The following is a 14,861-nucleotide window of genomic DNA, read 5'->3' as shown; positions in this document are numbered from 1 at the left end:
TCCTCCACCGTGCTTTAACGGGGGAGGATCTAAGGCTTAGCCGTTGACGGCGTCCTTCAGCGGCTTGGAGACGCGGAAGCGCACGGCCTTGGAGGCGGCGATCTTGATGGTCGCGCCGGTGGCCGGGTTGCGGCCCTCGCGCTCGGCGCGGGCGGCGGTGTCGAAGACGCCCAGGTTCGAGATGCGGATGTCGCCGCCCGACTTCAGGGTCGAGTGGATGTTTTCGACGATGGCGGTCAGCACCTTGCCGGCGTCGGCCTGCGAAACACCGGCGTCCTTGGCGACGGCGGCGATCAGTTCGGCTTGAGTGGTCATAAGAAGCGTTTCCAGTGTTATTCGCCCGATTCAGGGCGAGGACCGGGGGATCAACACGGATTTCCACCGGCTTTGCAAGCGCCGATGACGCGGAAAGCCATAGGGGGCGGGGGATTATCCGGTTCCGGACGCCCGCTGAAAGCTCTCGACCAGGCTTCCGGCGACCAGTCGCCACCCGTCCACCAGCACGAAGAAGATCAGCTTGAACGGCAGGGACACCACCACCGGCGGCAGCATCATCATGCCCATCGACATCAGCACGCTGGCCACCACCAGATCGATCACAAGGAACGGAACGAAAAGAAGAAATCCGATCGTGAAGGCCTTCTTCAGCTCGCTGATCATGAAGGCCGGGGTGACGACGCGGAGCGGCAGGTCCTGGACGTTCTGCGGGGCCTCGATCTTGGACAGGCGGGTGAACAGGGCCAGGTCGCCGCGATCCACCTGCGCCAGCATGAAGGTTTTCACTGGTTCGGACGCCTGATCGAAGGCCTGGGGCAGTTCGATCTGCTGATCCATCAGCGGACGGATGCCCGAATCATAGGCGTCCTGCCAGGTCGGGGCCATGACGATGGCCGACAGGAACAGCGACAAGGACACCAGGACGGCGTTCGGCGGCGACTGTTGCAGCCCCAGGGCGGTTCGCAGCAGCGACAGGACCACGATGATCCGAACGAAGCTGGTGGTCATGATGACGATGGACGGCGCCAGCGACAGCACGGTCATCAGCCCGACCAGCTGCACCACCCGCTGGGTCAGGCCGGCGCCCGAGCCCAGGTCGATGTTGAGCGCCGATCCGCTCTGCGCCGCCTGCTGGGCCAGGGCCGCGACGGGCCAGGCCAGGCAGACCAGGGTGGTGAACAGCGACAGCAGGGCCGCGCGCTTCAGCTCGGCGCCGGTGGGTTTGACGAAAACCGGGTGTTTCACTGAAGGCCCCCCGGCTGGCGCGGCTCGATCAGTTCGCGGCCTTCGCCCAGCAGGATCAGCCGCTCCTCCTCGTCGATGCGGACCAGGACCAGGCGGCGGGCGGGGTCCAGGACCAGGGTCTCGACCACCTGCATCCGCCGCGCGCCGCGCTCGGCGCTGAGCCTGGCCAGCAACTGGGGCGCATAACGGCGCGCGGCCCAGGCCGCGAGCCCGATCAGGCCGAGGGTGAAGGCCAGGCCGAAGACGGCCCGGGCGAGATCGAGGAAATTCATACGCTGCAAGGCCCCGCGCAGTCTGCGCTTAGGCTCCGAATGTTAACCACCACGGTTAACGAGGCGTTGAGATAAGGGGTTATTAACCATGCAGGCGGCATTTTCTGCCCATCGCGCGCATCCGCGTCGCACGGGAGATCGCCATGGGCGTCGCCGACATACCGCTGCTGGGGCAGATCAAGGGCCGGCTGGACTGGCTGGACGCGCGCCAGCGGGTGATCGCCGAGAACGTGGCCAACGCCGACACGCCGGGCTACGTCGGGCGTGACCTGAAGCAGCCGACCGACTTCTCCGCCGCCATGGCCAGGGGCGGCGGGCTGCAGATGACGCGGACCAATGCGGCCCATATCGCCCCGCCCGGCCCGGCCGCGCGGTTCGATCCGACCAAGGCGCCCGATTCGGAAACCACGATGGACGGCAACTCGGTCGTGGTCGAGGAGCAGATGCTGAAGATGGCCGAGAGCCGCATGGCCTATGACGCCGCCATCGGCTTCTACCAGAAGTCCATGTCGATGATCCGCCTGGCCGCCAAACGGCCCGGCGGCTGAGGAGGACGCTTAAACCATGACCGATCCCGTCTCCCCCTCCAACAGCGCCATGGCCGTGGCCGCCTCCGCCCTGAAGGCGCAGCAGTCGCGGATGCGCGTCATCGCCGAGAACATCGCCAACGCCCAGTCCACCGCCCGCACGCCGGGCGGCGAACCCTATCGCCGCCAGATCCCCGTCTTTCAGGCGCGCGAGGTCGACGGGGCGACGGGCGTCACCCTGGCCGAGGTGCGGCCCGACCAGAGCGATTTCAAGATGGATTACGACCCGTCGCACCCGGCCGCGAACGCGCAGGGCTATGTGATGCGGCCCAATGTCGACACCCTGGTCGAGGCCATGGACATGCGCGAGGCGCAACGCGCCTATGAGGCCAATCTGAACGTCATCGAGACGGCGCGGTCGATGGACAGCCGCACCCTCGACATCATCAAACGCTGAGGTCTAGGCCATGAACCCGATGATGGCCGCCAAGGCCTATGCCGCCGTCCAGAGCGGCGCCATGCCGACGGGCCTGTCGGGGGCCGCATCGGCGCCGGGGGCCGGCGACGGCGGCTTTGCCGACCTGGTCAAGACCGCCATGACCGACATGACCCAGCAGTCGCGGGCGGCGGAAACCCAGATGACCCGCTCGGTCCAGGGCCAGGGCAATCTGATCGACGTGGTGACGGCGCTGAGCTCGGCCGAGGCGTCGCTGGAGACGGTGATCTCCGTGCGCGACCAGGTGATTTCCGCCTACAAGGAAATCATGGCGATGCCGATCTGACGGATACGCCCGACAGGTTCGTCATCCTAGCCGCGAGGCCCAGGATGACGGGCGTGCGTCCCCTCAGAAATACCGCTCTGCGATGCGGATCGTGTCGCCGGGCAGGATGCGGGCGTCGGGCGACAGGGGCTGTTCCATCGCGGCGCCGGCGCGGCGGACGAACAGTCTGCGGCTGTTGGCGCGGTAGGTGAAGCCCTGGGCCGTGGCGACCGCCTGCAGCGCCGTCAGGTTGCTGGCGTAGGGATATTCGCCCGGCCGATTGACCTCGCCCAGGATGTAGAAGGGCCGATAGGTCAGGACCCGGGCGGCGACGCGCGGATGGTTCAGATAGCCCTGGCCGAGGGCGTCGGCGACGGCGGCCTGAAGCTGGGGCGCGCTGAGGCCGGACGCCTGGATGTCGCCGATCAGCGGCAGGGTGATGCGGCCCCGGCCGTCCAGGGCGAAGTCGCCGCCCAGCGCCGGCTCTCCGAACACCTCGATCCGCACCCTGTCGGCCGGCGCGAGGCGATAGTCTTCCAGCGCGGGGTCGGTAAAGGCGGTCAGGCCGAACGCCAGGGCCAGGCCGACAGCAACGGCGAGGACGGGGCGCGGCAGGGTCGTCTCTCTCCTCGAATGCACGGCGAAGCTGTTAAAACTATCTGCGTGGATTGTGAAGGTCCAGATGCATGACCGCTAGTCCGGTTGCGCCAGTATCCGCGTCGCCAGGTCGCGGGCCTGGCCGCGCAGGTCGGGGACGGCGGTCATTTCCCAGAAGGCGCCGCGCGTCAGGGGGCCGATGGCGTGCAGGCCTTGGGCCGGATGGCCGTCGATGTCCAGCAGGCGGCCGTCGTCATCGACCTGAAGCCCCAGGCCCAGGGGGTCGGGACGGCCATAGCCCTTTTGCAGAATGTCGCGGATCATCGGCTCGATGCTGTGGCCGATGGAGCCCAATGGGCCGGTGCAGTTGACCACCAGATCGAACCGGTCGCGGATGGCGCGACGGCGACCGCGCGGGCGCCAGGCGACGTCGATGACGTCGGCGGCCCTCAGTTCGGTCAGCTTGCCGGCCAGAACCGTCAACTCGCCGGCCGCCAGCATGGAATGGATGTCGCGCGCCGATCCGGGCGACAGCCGGTGGCGATGCACGTCCCACAGGGGGCGAAGATGGCGCAGGAACCGCCGCCGCTCGACCGGCGACCATGCCCGCCACAGGGCGCGGGCCGAATGGCGCAGCCGGTCGAACACGGCGCGCCAGTCGGCCTGATCCGTCGCCTTTCGGACCTGACGCAGGACCTGGGCCGGCCCGCCCTCGAACGGGCCGTCGAAGGGGGCGGGGGGCACGACGGCATGGGCGCGGGGCAAAAGGCCGTGACGCGACAGGGCGGTGAAGCGCCGACCCGGTCGCCGCATCGTCAGGGCCGCATCCACCATGGTCAGGCCCGACCCGATCAGAAGCACATTGCGCGCCGTCTCGGCCGAGGCCGCATCCAGCCGCCAGGGGTTCTCAACATAGGCGGACGAGGCGCGCACGGCCGCGTCGACGCCCGGCGGCGAGGCCGGCTCCAGATTGCCCAGCGCCAGCACCACCTGGTCCACGACGATCTCGCCGTCCGAGGTTGCGATGCGCCAGCCGTCGTCCCGGCGATCCAGCGAGCGGGCCTCGGCGCCGATCAGGGTCAGGCGCTCGGGCGCATCCTCCAGCGCCGCGTCCAGCAGGGATTGCAGATAGTCGCCATAGACGCCCCGGGTGATGAAGCCGTCCTGGGCGCGCCAGGACGGCTGTTCCGCCAGCCAGTCGGCCAGATGCTGCGGCCGGTCGGGAAAGGCGCTCATATTGTCCAGGCGCACGTTCAGCAGATGCTGGGGATTGCCGGTGTCATAGGCCGTGCCGGGTCCGAATACCCCGCGCCGCTCGATCAGCGTCACGCGCACGGCGGGCGAGGCCTGAAGCAGGTTCACGGCGGTCAACAGGCCGCTGAACCCCGCGCCCACGATGGCGATCTGCGGTCCGTGTCGCTGTGGCATGCGCGCTCCGTCCTGGTTTCGACGCCGTGTCGATAGCACACGGCCGGAGGGAGGGATCATGGCGATAAATATCTATCTGACCAGTAGGAATATGGCCGCCTAGCGACGAAGCCGCCCAGCGCGCAGGTCGGCCAGCGCCAGGGGAATCAGGCTCCACGGCTCGACGCAGTAGCGGACGAACAGACGCCGAGGGTCCCGGAACAGGCGATAGGCCCATTCGATCCCGGCCCGGCCCATCCAGCGCGGCGCCGCGCTCTGGACGCCCGCCTCATAGTCGAAGGCGGCGCCGACCGACAGGACGACGCAATCGGGCAGGCGGTCGTAGTTGTCGGCGATCCACAACTCCTGGCGCGGCATTCCCATGCCCACGAACAGGACGTGGGGCTGGAATTGTTCGATCAGGGTCAGGACGGCGGCGTTCTCAGCCGAGCCGGGGCGGGCGTCGAAGAAGCCGTGGTGGACGGCGATCTCGGCGCCGGGCCAGGCGGCGCGCAGGCGGTCGGCCGCCGTCTCGCCCACGCCGGGCGCGCCCCCGACCGACAGGACGCGCCAGCCGTTGCGGGCGGCCACGCTCCAGAAATGGTCGCGCCAGTCCAGATAGGTGCAGCGGTGAAAGCCCCGGCTGTTCAGGCCCGCCAGCCGCGAAAATGCGATCAGGGGGGTGGAATCGACCTCCACCATGTCGGCCCGGTCATAGAAGGCGGCCAGGCCCGGCGTGCGCTGCATCAGATGCAGGCTGTGCAGATTATGGTTGGCGATCAGGCTCTTGCGGCCCTCGGCCACGGCCTGCTGGATGTGGTGCTGGACCTCCTCGGGCCGAACCAGATCGACCCACTGGCCCATCAGCCGCACCCGCTCGCTGGCGCGACGGCGGGTGCGAAAGGGCGCGCGTGGCCGGGCGCGGCGCTCGGTCGTCGGCAGGGGCGGGGACGGCTCCGTCATGGTTTCCTGTTAGATGGCCGACCTCAAGACGCGGTTAGGAAACAGGCTTAGCGGGCGTTAAACGGTGACGGAGAGGTCTGTGCGGCCACGCTTCAAACGCCGTTCGCGGAAGAAATCTCGCAAAGGCGAAAAATCCTTGTTGACCCCGCCCGGAGCCTCCCTTAGAGGTCCGCGCCTTCCCGATGGAAACGCCGCAAGGCGCTGCCGACGGGGCCCAGATGGCGGAATTGGTAGACGCGCTGGCTTCAGGTGCCAGTGGCTTAACGGCCGTGGAGGTTCGAGTCCTCTTCTGGGCACCATCTTTCAGACGGCGCCGCATCGCACGATGCGGCGCCGTTGTTGTTTCCGGCCTATCGACGCTCGCGTGGCGGCATTTTAGCGGCCTATCGCTCCGCGCGCGGCGCTCTGCTGCTTGAGGCCGTTCTGTGAAGGCGAAGCGTGGCGCTCGGCATTGCTGTAGCCCGTTTCGTCCATCGCATTCGCCGTGTAAGAGCCTGGGCATGACCGTTTACCTGCACGAGGGCGACCTGCCCGATGATCTGGACCTGGGGTCCGAGGTCGCCATCGATTCCGAGACGATGGGCCTGCGTTTTCGCCGCGATCCGCTGTGCGTGGTGCAACTTTCGTCGGGCGACGGGAACGCCCATGTCGTGCGGCTGAACCGGCCCGCCTACGACTGTCCGAACCTGAAGCGGGTGCTGACCGATCCGGCGGTGACCAAGATCTTCCACTTCGGCCGGTTCGACATCGGCATGTTCCTGCTGCATCTCGGCGTCGAGACTCGGCCGGTCTATTGCACCAAGATCGCCTCCAAGCTGGCGCGAACCTATACGGACCGGCACGGGCTGAAGGACGTGGTGCGCGAGACGGTGGGCGTGGACCTGTCCAAGGCGCAGCAGTCGTCCGACTGGGGCGCAGAGACCCTGACGCAGGCTCAGCTGGACTATGCGGCGTCGGACGTCCTTTATCTGCATGCGGCCAAGGCCAAGCTGGACCAGATGCTGGCGCGCGAGGGGCGCACCGATCTGGCCGCGAAATGTTTCGACTTCCTGCCGACCCGTTCGGCCCTCGACCTCGCCGGCTGGGACGAAGTCGACATCTTCGCCCACAGCTGAGGCGCGCTTGACCGACCCCGTCGATCCGTCCCGCATCGAGGCCGACGAGGCCCGGGTCGCCTTGGCCGGCGCCCGCTGGCGCGCGCGGTCGCGCCGGGTGAAGCTGTATCGCCGGGTGCTGCCCATCGTCATCCTGGTGCTGGCGGGCGGCGTCCTGACCTGGACGGTGTTCCGCACCGTCATGTCGGGGGTGGAGCGCAAGGCCAGTCAGAGCCAGGAGGTGCGGCTGGACAGCCCGCTGTTCCACGGCCAGGATTCGCAAGGCCGCGCCTTCACCGTGGGCGCCCAAGGGGCGGTGCGCGACCCCAATACCGGCAAGTTCCGCCTGATCGGCCCGGCGCTGAAGCTGAATCTGGGCGGGCGCAAGGTGACGGAGCTGACGGCCGACGGCGGAACCTATGACGAGCAGGGCAAGACGGTGACGATCGGGCCGAACGTGCGGATCTCCGACGGCGGCACGGGCTTCATCCTGACCACGCCCGAGGCGGTGGTGAACACAGACACCGGCGTGGTGACGGGTTCAAAGGGCGTTCAGGGTTCAGGCCCTATTGGAACCATCAACGCATCGTCCTATGCCATCTATGACCAGGGTCAGCGCGTGGTGTTCGATGGCGCAGGCGACAACAAGGTGAAGGGCGTTCTGACGCCCGCGGGTGCAGGCCGATGATGACGATGAAGATTTCCAGGGCCTTGGCGGCCGTTGCGGCGGTCGCGGTCGTCGCCCTGCCTGCGGTGGGGGACGCTCAGAGCCAGGCTGCAGGCCGCGCCCAAGCGTCGAACCAGCCCGTGGCCTATGGTGCCGATTCGGTCGAATACGCGCCCAACCGAGTGATCCTGCGCGGCCGGGCCGAGGCGACCCAGGGCGGCAACCGCTTCCGCGCCGACACCCTGACCCTGGTCAGCAGCGACGGCGGAAGCCTGGAGCGGGCCGAGGCGGCGGGGACCGTCTATTTCGTCACCCCGGACCAGTCGATGCGCGGCGACCGCGCGGTCTATAATCTGGGCAATGGCGAGATCGTGGTGACCGGCAACGTCATCCTGACCCAGGGCCAGAACGTGCTGACCGGATCGCGGCTGGTGTACAACATCAACTCCGAGACCGCCCGCATGGACGGCGCGCCGCGCGGCGCCGCCGGCAGCCGCGTGCAGGGCGTCTTCTATCCCAGCGGGAACTGAGGCCCGTCGGCCTGGGGATCAGTGATTTGGCGCGCAAGGAACTTTCCGCCCTTAACCTGGACGACCGGCCGGCGGCTGTGGCGCCGCCTGTCGTCTCGCCGGCCGAAAAGGGCCTGCGGGTGGTCAATATCGCCCGCGCGTTCGGCGCGCGGCAGGTGGTGCGCGACGTGTCCCTGACGGTGCAGCGGGGCGAGGTCGCGGGGCTGCTTGGGCCGAACGGCGCAGGCAAGACCACCTGCTTCTACATGATCACCGGCCTGATCCCGCCGGACGCGGGTTCGATCTGGCTGGACGGCGAGGACATCACCGGCCAGCCCATGTATCAGCGGGCGCGGATGGGCCTGGGCTATCTGGCGCAGGAAGCCTCGATCTTTCGCGGCATGACGGTCGAGAAGAACGTGCGCGCGGTGGTCGAACTGAACTACCCCGCCGATCAGATCAAGGCCGAGACCGAGCGACTGCTGCACGAACTGCACATCGACCATCTGCGCCATGCGGCGGCGACGGCCCTGTCGGGCGGCGAGCGGCGGCGGGTGGAGATCGCGCGCGCCCTGGCCGGGCGGCCGTCCTTCATGCTGCTGGACGAACCCTTCGCCGGCATCGACCCCCTGGCCATCGCCGACATCCGCACGGTGATCCGCTATCTGGCCAGCCAGGGCATCGGGGTGCTGATCACCGACCACAATGTGCGCGAGACCCTGGACATCACCGACCGGGTGTCGATCATCTCGAACGGCGCGGTGCTGTTCGAAGGCACGTCCGACGAGGCGATCCACGACGCCGAGGTGCGCCGGGTTTATCTGGGCGAAAACTACGTCTGAAGGCCCAAGTCTCCTACCCATCGCCTGGCGAGGATATGTCGTTCGTCTCGCGTTAACCGGTTAGGCGACATTCTGCCCCAGCAAGTTCCGGGCCAGTTCGGCTCTGGCGGCGGGATGCGGACGTGATCGGGCAGAGGTTAGAGGTCAGGCAGGGGCAGGGGCTGGTCATCACGCCCCAGCTGCAGCAGGCGATCAAGCTGCTGCAACTGTCCAACCTGGAACTGGACGATTTCGTCGAGCAGGAGCTGGAGCGCAATCCACTGCTGCAACGCGAGGAGCCGGAAGGCGAGACGCCCGAGGTCGCCGAACGCGCCGAGGCCGGCGACGGCGAAATGACCTTCGGCGACGGGGTGGGCGAGGGATCGGTGGCGGCGATGGACGCCGGATCGGATGATGTCTATGGCGACGCCGCCCCGGGCGAGCGCACCAGCGACCGGATGACCGACGAGGCCCAGCCGGGCCTGTCGGACTGGTCCAGCGCCGGCAAGGGCGGCTCGGTCTTCGAGGGCGAGGGCGAACGGCCCGACACGCACGAGCCGACGTTGTGGGAGCATCTTCAGGCCCAGGCGTCGTCGGCGGGGTTCACGGCGGCGGACCACGGCATCGCCCTGACCCTGATCGACGCTACCGACGAGGGGGGCTATCTGCGCGGCGAACTGGCCGAGTTCGCCGACCGGCTGGGCGTGCCGCTGGCGCGGATCGAGGCGGTGCTGGCGGTCTGCCAGGGGTTCGAGCCGACCGGGATCATGGCGCGGTCGGTGCCGGAGTGCCTGAAGCTGCAACTGATCGAACGCAATCGGTTCGACCCGGCGATGGCGGCCCTGCTGGACAATCTGGACCTGTTGGCGCGGCGCGACCTGACGGCGCTGCGTCGGGCCTGCGACGTGGACGCGGAAGACCTGGCCGAGATGATCGCCGAGCTGAAGGCCTTGACGCCACGGCCTGGCGCGGGCTTCGGCGGCGAACCGGCCCAGACGGTCGTGCCCGACGTCCATGTGCGGCCCGATCCGGCTGGCGGCTGGCGGGTGGAGCTGAACGCCGACACCCTGCCGCGTCTGCTGGTGGACAAGCGCTATCACGGCCTGGTCCAGGCGGGCGCGCGCTCCGACACGGAAAAGACCTTCGTCGCCGACTGCGCGGCCCAGGCCAACTGGCTGGTCAAGTCGCTGGATCAGCGGGCCAAGACCATATTGAAGGTGTCGTCCGAGATCGTGCGCCAACAGGACGCCTTCTTCGCCTTCGGCGTGGAGTTCCTGCGGCCGCTGAATCTGAAGACCGTGGCGGACGCCATCGGCATGCACGAATCGACCGTCAGCCGCGTCACCTCCAACAAATATGTCGCCACGCCAAGGGGGGTGTTCGAGCTGAAATTCTTCTTCACCGCCGCCATCCAGTCGGTTGACGGGGCGTCGTCCCATTCGGCCGAAGCGGTGCGCCATCGGATCAAGACCATGATCGACGGCGAGGGTCTGGAGGGCGACGTTTTGTCCGACGACCGGATTGTCGAAATCCTGAAGGAGACCGGCATCGACATCGCCCGTCGAACGGTGGCCAAGTATCGGGAAGCCTTGAGGATTCCGTCCTCGGTGCAACGTCGGCGGATGCTCAAGACCGCCTGATAAGCTTCACCACAAATTGGTGATCCGGATTGACACCAAATCGGGTCGGGCGCGTTCTATCGGCATGCAAGTCCAAGTCAGCGGCAAGCAAGTGGATGTCGGCGAAGCGTTAGGCTCGCGCATCTCCCAGGAACTCGAAGACGGGGTCGGAAAATACTTCGCCCGAGGCGGTGACGACGCCGAGGTCGTGGTGTCCAAGGACGGCCATGGCTTCAAGGTGGACTGTTGGGTCCGCCTGGCGTCTGGACAGACGCTGGTGACGACCGGATTCGGCGGCGACGCCCATTCGGCCTTCACCGAGGCGCTGGATCGTCTCGAAACGCGGGTCCGTCGTTACAAGCGTCGCCTGAAGGATCACCACATCGGGCCCAAGGGCCTGTCGCCCGAGAAGACCGAGAACGCCGCCCGCGAAGTCGCCCGCAGCATCGTGCTGAGGGATCCCGACAGCGTGGAGGACGATGTCTTCGGCGACGCGAACGACAACGACGGCCCGCCGCCGCTCGGCATGGTGATCGCGGAAACCGAACATGAAATCCGCACCATCACGGTCGGTCGCGCGGTGCTGGAGCTGGACATGACCGGCTATCCGGTCGTGCTGTTCCGCAATGCCGCGCACGGCGGCCTGGCGGTCGTCTATCGTCGGCCGGACGGCAACGTCGGCTGGATCGACCCGGAACGGACCGCTGCGGCCAACGGCAAGACCAATGGCGCGCACGCCAACGGCGGTCAGGCCAACGAGGCCAAGACCGACGCCGCCGTGAACTGAACGGCTTAGTTTGACTTCGGCGCGGGAGGCTCTAAACGGGCGCCCGCGCCGTTCGTATGCGTAATCGAGGGTTGTCTGATGGACATCGGTGATCTGCTCGCGCCCAAGGGCGTCGTGCTGCGCGGGGGGGCGTCGTCGAAGCGTCAGGCCCTGCACGCCCTGTCCGAGGCGGCGTCACACGCCCTGGGCGTCGACGAGGCCAAGGTGTTCGACGCCCTGATGGAGCGCGAGGCCCTGGGTTCGACCGGCCTGGGGTCGGGGGTGGCGGTGCCGCACGCGCGCCTGGCCCAGATCGACAAGGTGACGGCGGTGTTCGTGCGGTTGGATACGCCGGTGGCGTTCGGCGCCGTGGACGATCGGCCGGTCGATCTGATCTTCGGCCTGTTCGCGCCGCCCAAGGCGGGGACCGAGCATCTGCGCGCCCTGGCGGCGGTGTCGCGCGCCCTGCGTTCGCCCGAGCTGCGCGAGCAGCTGCGTCAGGCCCATACGACCGACGCGGTTCGGGCGCTGTTCTTCAAGGACAAGGCGGCGACCGCCGCCTGAGGGCGCCGCCCGCCCCGGTCAGTGGACCGAAACGGGCTCCAGCTCATGCGCCACGGCGGCGGCGAAGGCGGTGTCGCGGTCGATCATGACCGCCAGACGTTCGCCGTCCGCGCTGTGGACGGCGTAGAGCATCTGGCCGGGATCGATCTCCACGTCCTTGATCTGAACCGCTTCGTCCAGCAGGTCGGAGGCCTTGATCTCGCGCACATAGACGAGGTCGGGGGCGCCCAGGCCGGCGAAATCTTCCTTGGTCATAGTCATCGGCGTCATTAGGACCGCCTCCTTCGGTTTGACAACGCCCGGATCGCCGGGCGGTTCGAACAGCCGCACCTTTCAGCCGGCCGTGATGGGAATACGACGCACCTGACGCTCGGCCTCGGGCCGGATCAGATCGACGTGGAGCAGGCCGTGCTCCAGCTTGGCGCCGGACACCTCCAGCCCGTCGGCCAGGACAAAGCTGCGCACGAAGCCGCGCGCGGCGATGCCCCGGTGCAGAAAAGCCTGTTCGCCCCGCCCCGCGTCGTCGCGCTTGCCGGCGAGGGTCAGTTGACGGCCTTCCAGGGTGATGGCCAGCTCCTCGGGCGAAAAGCCGGCGACGGCCAGGCTGATCCGCACGCCCGCATCGCCGATCTGCTCGACATTGTACGGGGGATAACTCTCGGCCGCAGCCTTGGCGGCGCGATCAATCAGGGCGCGTGTATGGTCGAAGCCCAAGAGGAACGGGCTGTCGAACAGGATGGTGCGCGTCGTCGTCATCTGGGGTCCTTGAAGAAAGCGACCGGCGAAGACGTCTCCCGCAATCGGCAAGACGCTCCGTCACAGATGAAGATGGGGGTTGGCGGGGGCGGGATCAACCGGCTCGCGCCGGTCGTCCCCAATCCCGTCATCTTCGGGAGCCGTAGGCGGTTGAGGTGGACCGGCCCCGCATAGGATTGATCACAACGGGCACAGGGTGACGCTGGCGTGCGCGGGGTCTAAAGCGGGGGCCTAGGGAGACACGATATGACGCGATCCAACGCGCCCGCCTACATGACCGGCTTCGGCAATCATTTCGCGACCGAGGCCGCGCCCGGCGCACTGCCGCACGGCCAGAATTCGCCACAGCAGACGCCGATGGGCCTGTACGCCGAACAACTGTCGGGCACGGCCTTCACCGCTCCGCGCGCTGAAAACCGCCGAAGCTGGCTCTACCGCCTGCGGCCTTCGGCCCAGCACGGCCCGTATCGACCGTTCGACCAGGGGCGGGTGCGCTCCGGGCCGTTCGACGAGACGCCGCCCAATCCGAACCGGATGCGCTGGGACCCGCTGCCGATGCCTGAAACCGGCGCCGACTGGGTCGAGGGGCTGACCACCTATGGCGGCAACGGCGAGCCGGACGCCGGGGCGGGGGCGGGCATCCACCTGTATGTCGCCAACCGTTCGATGACGGATCGGGTTTTCTATGACGCCGACGGCGAACTGCTGATCGTGCCGCAGGAAGGCGCGCATCGTTTCGTCACCGAGATGGGGGTGATCGAGGCCCAGCCCGGCCAGATCGTCCTGATCCCGCGGGGCGTGCGTTTCCGCGTCGAGGTCGACGGTCCCGTTCGGGGCTATGTCTGCGAAAACTACGGCAGTCCGTTCCGCCTGCCGGACCTCGGCCCCATCGGCGCGAACGGCCTGGCCAATCCGCGCGATTTCGAGACCCCGGTCGCGGCCTATGAGGACGTGGATCGCCCGACCGAGTGCGTGCAGAAATACGGCGGCCGTCTGTGGGCCACGACCTTCGACCACAGCCCGCTGGACGTCGTGGCGTGGCACGGCAACCTGGCGCCCTGCCGCTATGACACGGCGCGGTTCAACACCATCAACACCGTCAGCTACGACCATCCCGATCCGTCGATCTTCACCGTGCTGACCAGCCCGTCGGAGACGCCGGGCACGGCCAATATCGACTTCGTCATCTTCCCGCCGCGATGGATGGTGGCCGAACACACCTTCCGCCCGCCCTGGTTCCACCGGAACGTGATGAGCGAGTTCATGGGGCTGGTGACCGGCGCCTATGACGCCAAGGCGGGCGGCTTCGCGCCGGGCGGTGCGTCGCTGCACAATCGCATGAGCGGACACGGCCCGGATCAGGCCAGCTACGAGGGCGCGATCAAGGCCGAGCTGAAGCCGCACAAGATCGAAAACACCTTGGCCTTCATGTTCGAAACCCGCGCGCCGATCCGCGTCACGAAATGGGCGTCGGAATCACCTCAGATGCAGCTGGACTACGATGACGTGTGGTCGGGCTTCACCAAGGGACAGATCGCATGATCCGTATTTCGATAATCGCCGCCGCCCTGCTGGCGACCGCTTGCACGCCCCAGACCACCACCAGCGCGGGTTCCGATGCGCCGACGCAGAGCGCGGAGGCCTCGGCCTGCGCCACGCGCGGCGGCGCGATGAAGCAGGTCGGGCGGATGCAGTCCTGGCAATGCGTGATCAGCTACGCCGACGCCGGCAAACGCTGCACCGACGGCGCCCAGTGTCAGGGCGATTGCCGCGTCGAGGGCAATACGGGCGTCGCGGCGGGAACGGCGACCGCCGGCGTGTGCCAGGCGACCAGCGACCGCTTCGGCTGCCACGCCCCGGTCGTGGACGGCAAGGTCGGCCCGACCCTCTGCATCGACTGATCGCCGGACAGGAAAAAGCCCCCGTCGCAAACGACGGGGGCCGATCCATCCGTAAACGGACTTAGTGGGTCGACGGCGTGTTCGACGTGGTCATGCCGCCGTCGGCGTTGCCGCCTTGTTCTCGACGCGGTCGGCCTTGCGGTCGGCGTTCTTCTCGACCTGATCTGCCTGAGCGTTCAGGGCGTCCTTCTGGGCTTCGGTCGGAGCGGTCGCAGCCTGGGCTTCCAGTTGGGCTGCGCGGGCGTCGCCCGTCGCTTCGATGGCGTCAGCTTGCTTTTCAGCGGCCTTGTCGGCGGCGCTCTCGCCGCAGGCGGCGACGCCGGCCAGCATGAAGACCGAGGCGGCGGCGATGGCGAACTTTTTCATTTCAGTTTCCTCTCCTTTGTGGAGACGAG

21 protein-coding genes and 1 tRNA gene are annotated in these 14,861 nt (G+C 67.8%); 13 read left to right on the top strand and 9 right to left on the bottom strand.

Annotation, left to right across the window (positions count from 1 at the left end; all coding sequences use genetic code 11):
- Positions 1-36: 36 nt before the first annotated feature.
- The 3 genes from KZX42_RS07070 to KZX42_RS07060 all read right to left on the bottom strand — a co-directional run bounded on the left by KZX42_RS07070 (position 37) and on the right by KZX42_RS07060 (position 1,514).
- On the bottom strand, positions 37-315 hold the full coding sequence (locus KZX42_RS07070) for an HU family DNA-binding protein (RefSeq protein WP_087120554.1): 279 nt from the start codon (positions 313-315) through the stop codon (positions 37-39).
- A gap of 114 nt (positions 316-429) precedes the next feature.
- Positions 430-1,242 carry a flagellar type III secretion system pore protein FliP gene (gene fliP / locus KZX42_RS07065; protein ID WP_248118390.1) on the bottom strand — a complete coding sequence of 271 codons (813 nt, stop codon included), beginning with the start codon at positions 1,240-1,242 and terminating at the stop codon, positions 430-432.
- Positions 1,239-1,514, bottom strand: coding sequence for a flagellar biosynthetic protein FliO (locus tag KZX42_RS07060; RefSeq protein WP_248118389.1), 276 nt, complete (start codon positions 1,512-1,514; stop codon positions 1,239-1,241). Before KZX42_RS07060 ends, fliP begins: the two co-directional genes overlap by 4 nt.
- A 143-nt stretch (positions 1,515-1,657) precedes the next feature.
- On the opposite strand from KZX42_RS07060, the gene flgB reads away from it, so the two are divergent.
- From flgB to KZX42_RS07045, 3 genes are read left to right on the top strand one after another with little or no spacing between them, the layout of a single operon-like run.
- Positions 1,658-2,062, top strand: coding sequence for a flagellar basal body rod protein FlgB (gene flgB / locus KZX42_RS07055; RefSeq protein WP_248118388.1), 405 nt, complete (start codon positions 1,658-1,660; stop codon positions 2,060-2,062).
- A 16-nt stretch (positions 2,063-2,078) separates the two neighbouring features.
- A complete protein-coding gene (flgC, locus tag KZX42_RS07050) occupies positions 2,079-2,498 on the top strand; it encodes a flagellar basal body rod protein FlgC (protein WP_248118387.1) in 420 nt (139 codons plus the stop codon).
- A 10-nt stretch (positions 2,499-2,508) separates the two neighbouring features.
- Entirely contained in the window at positions 2,509-2,823 is a 315-nt protein-coding gene (locus tag KZX42_RS07045; protein ID WP_248118384.1) for a flagellar hook-basal body complex protein FliE, read from the top strand.
- Between the two features lie 63 nt (positions 2,824-2,886).
- Here the strand turns inward: KZX42_RS07045 and KZX42_RS07040 are convergent, their stop codons facing one another.
- From KZX42_RS07040 to KZX42_RS07030, 3 genes are all read right to left on the bottom strand, one after another.
- A complete protein-coding gene (locus tag KZX42_RS07040) occupies positions 2,887-3,441 on the bottom strand; it encodes a polysaccharide biosynthesis/export family protein (RefSeq protein ID WP_248118382.1) in 555 nt (184 codons plus the stop codon).
- Positions 3,442-3,495: 54 nt separating this feature from the next.
- A complete protein-coding gene (locus tag KZX42_RS07035; RefSeq protein ID WP_248118380.1) occupies positions 3,496-4,827 on the bottom strand; it encodes an FAD/NAD(P)-binding protein in 1,332 nt (443 codons plus the stop codon).
- A 99-nt stretch (positions 4,828-4,926) separates the two neighbouring features.
- On the bottom strand, positions 4,927-5,769 hold the full coding sequence (locus KZX42_RS07030; protein ID WP_248118378.1) for a WecB/TagA/CpsF family glycosyltransferase: 843 nt from the start codon (positions 5,767-5,769) through the stop codon (positions 4,927-4,929).
- A gap of 212 nt (positions 5,770-5,981) precedes the next feature.
- On the opposite strand from KZX42_RS07030, the gene KZX42_RS07025 reads away from it, so the two are divergent.
- The 8 genes from KZX42_RS07025 (at position 5,982) to KZX42_RS06990 (ending at position 11,809) form a co-directional block, all read left to right on the top strand.
- Positions 5,982-6,068: transfer RNA gene (locus KZX42_RS07025), tRNA-Leu, on the top strand.
- A 201-nt stretch (positions 6,069-6,269) separates the two neighbouring features.
- Positions 6,270-6,884, top strand: coding sequence for a ribonuclease D (locus KZX42_RS07020; protein ID WP_248118376.1), 615 nt, complete (start codon positions 6,270-6,272; stop codon positions 6,882-6,884).
- 7 nt (positions 6,885-6,891) lie between these two features.
- Positions 6,892-7,551 carry an LPS export ABC transporter periplasmic protein LptC gene (lptC, locus tag KZX42_RS07015; RefSeq protein ID WP_248118374.1) on the top strand — a complete coding sequence of 220 codons (660 nt, stop codon included), beginning with the start codon at positions 6,892-6,894 and terminating at the stop codon, positions 7,549-7,551.
- A 5-nt stretch (positions 7,552-7,556) separates the two neighbouring features.
- A complete protein-coding gene (locus KZX42_RS07010; RefSeq protein ID WP_248118372.1) occupies positions 7,557-8,060 on the top strand; it encodes an LptA/OstA family protein in 504 nt (167 codons plus the stop codon).
- Between the two features lie 26 nt (positions 8,061-8,086).
- Positions 8,087-8,881, top strand: coding sequence for an LPS export ABC transporter ATP-binding protein (gene lptB / locus KZX42_RS07005; RefSeq protein WP_248118370.1), 795 nt, complete (start codon positions 8,087-8,089; stop codon positions 8,879-8,881).
- Between the two features lie 122 nt (positions 8,882-9,003).
- Positions 9,004-10,500, top strand: coding sequence for an RNA polymerase factor sigma-54 (gene rpoN / locus KZX42_RS07000; protein WP_248118368.1), 1,497 nt, complete (start codon positions 9,004-9,006; stop codon positions 10,498-10,500).
- Positions 10,501-10,564: 64 nt separating this feature from the next.
- Positions 10,565-11,266, top strand: coding sequence for a ribosome-associated translation inhibitor RaiA (raiA, locus tag KZX42_RS06995; RefSeq protein WP_248118366.1), 702 nt, complete (start codon positions 10,565-10,567; stop codon positions 11,264-11,266).
- Positions 11,267-11,344: 78 nt separating this feature from the next.
- Positions 11,345-11,809 (top strand): PTS sugar transporter subunit IIA, encoded by a 465-nt coding sequence (locus KZX42_RS06990; RefSeq protein ID WP_248118364.1) that lies wholly within the window; start codon positions 11,345-11,347, stop codon positions 11,807-11,809.
- A gap of 18 nt (positions 11,810-11,827) precedes the next feature.
- Here KZX42_RS06990 and KZX42_RS06985 read toward each other — a convergent pair whose 3' ends face one another.
- Together KZX42_RS06985 and KZX42_RS06980 are read right to left on the bottom strand one after the other, a co-directional pair.
- Positions 11,828-12,079: a DUF1150 domain-containing protein gene (locus KZX42_RS06985; RefSeq protein WP_248118361.1), complete on the bottom strand. Its 252-nt coding sequence runs from the start codon at positions 12,077-12,079 to the stop codon at positions 11,828-11,830.
- 63 nt (positions 12,080-12,142) lie between these two features.
- Positions 12,143-12,565 (bottom strand): Hsp20 family protein, encoded by a 423-nt coding sequence (locus tag KZX42_RS06980; RefSeq protein WP_248118359.1) that lies wholly within the window; start codon positions 12,563-12,565, stop codon positions 12,143-12,145.
- A gap of 246 nt (positions 12,566-12,811) precedes the next feature.
- Here KZX42_RS06980 and hmgA point away from each other — a divergent pair, with 246 nt between their 5' ends.
- Positions 12,812-14,107 carry a homogentisate 1,2-dioxygenase gene (hmgA, locus tag KZX42_RS06975; RefSeq protein ID WP_248118357.1) on the top strand — a complete coding sequence of 432 codons (1,296 nt, stop codon included), beginning with the start codon at positions 12,812-12,814 and terminating at the stop codon, positions 14,105-14,107.
- Complete coding sequence (locus KZX42_RS06970; RefSeq protein ID WP_248118355.1) at positions 14,104-14,466, top strand: hypothetical protein; 363 nt, start codon at positions 14,104-14,106, stop codon at positions 14,464-14,466. The genes hmgA and KZX42_RS06970 overlap by 4 nt, the downstream gene beginning before the upstream one ends.
- Positions 14,467-14,556: 90 nt before the next feature.
- On the opposite strand, the gene KZX42_RS06965 is transcribed toward KZX42_RS06970, so the two are convergent.
- Positions 14,557-14,832, bottom strand: coding sequence for a hypothetical protein (locus tag KZX42_RS06965; protein WP_248118353.1), 276 nt, complete (start codon positions 14,830-14,832; stop codon positions 14,557-14,559).
- Between the last annotated feature and the right edge of the window lie 29 nt (positions 14,833-14,861).

The sequence above is a fragment of the Brevundimonas sp. EYE_349 genome (assembly GCF_023147505.1).
GTDB lineage: Bacteria > Pseudomonadota > Alphaproteobacteria > Caulobacterales > Caulobacteraceae > Brevundimonas.
This window is presented reverse-complemented; position numbering and strand designations above follow the sequence as displayed.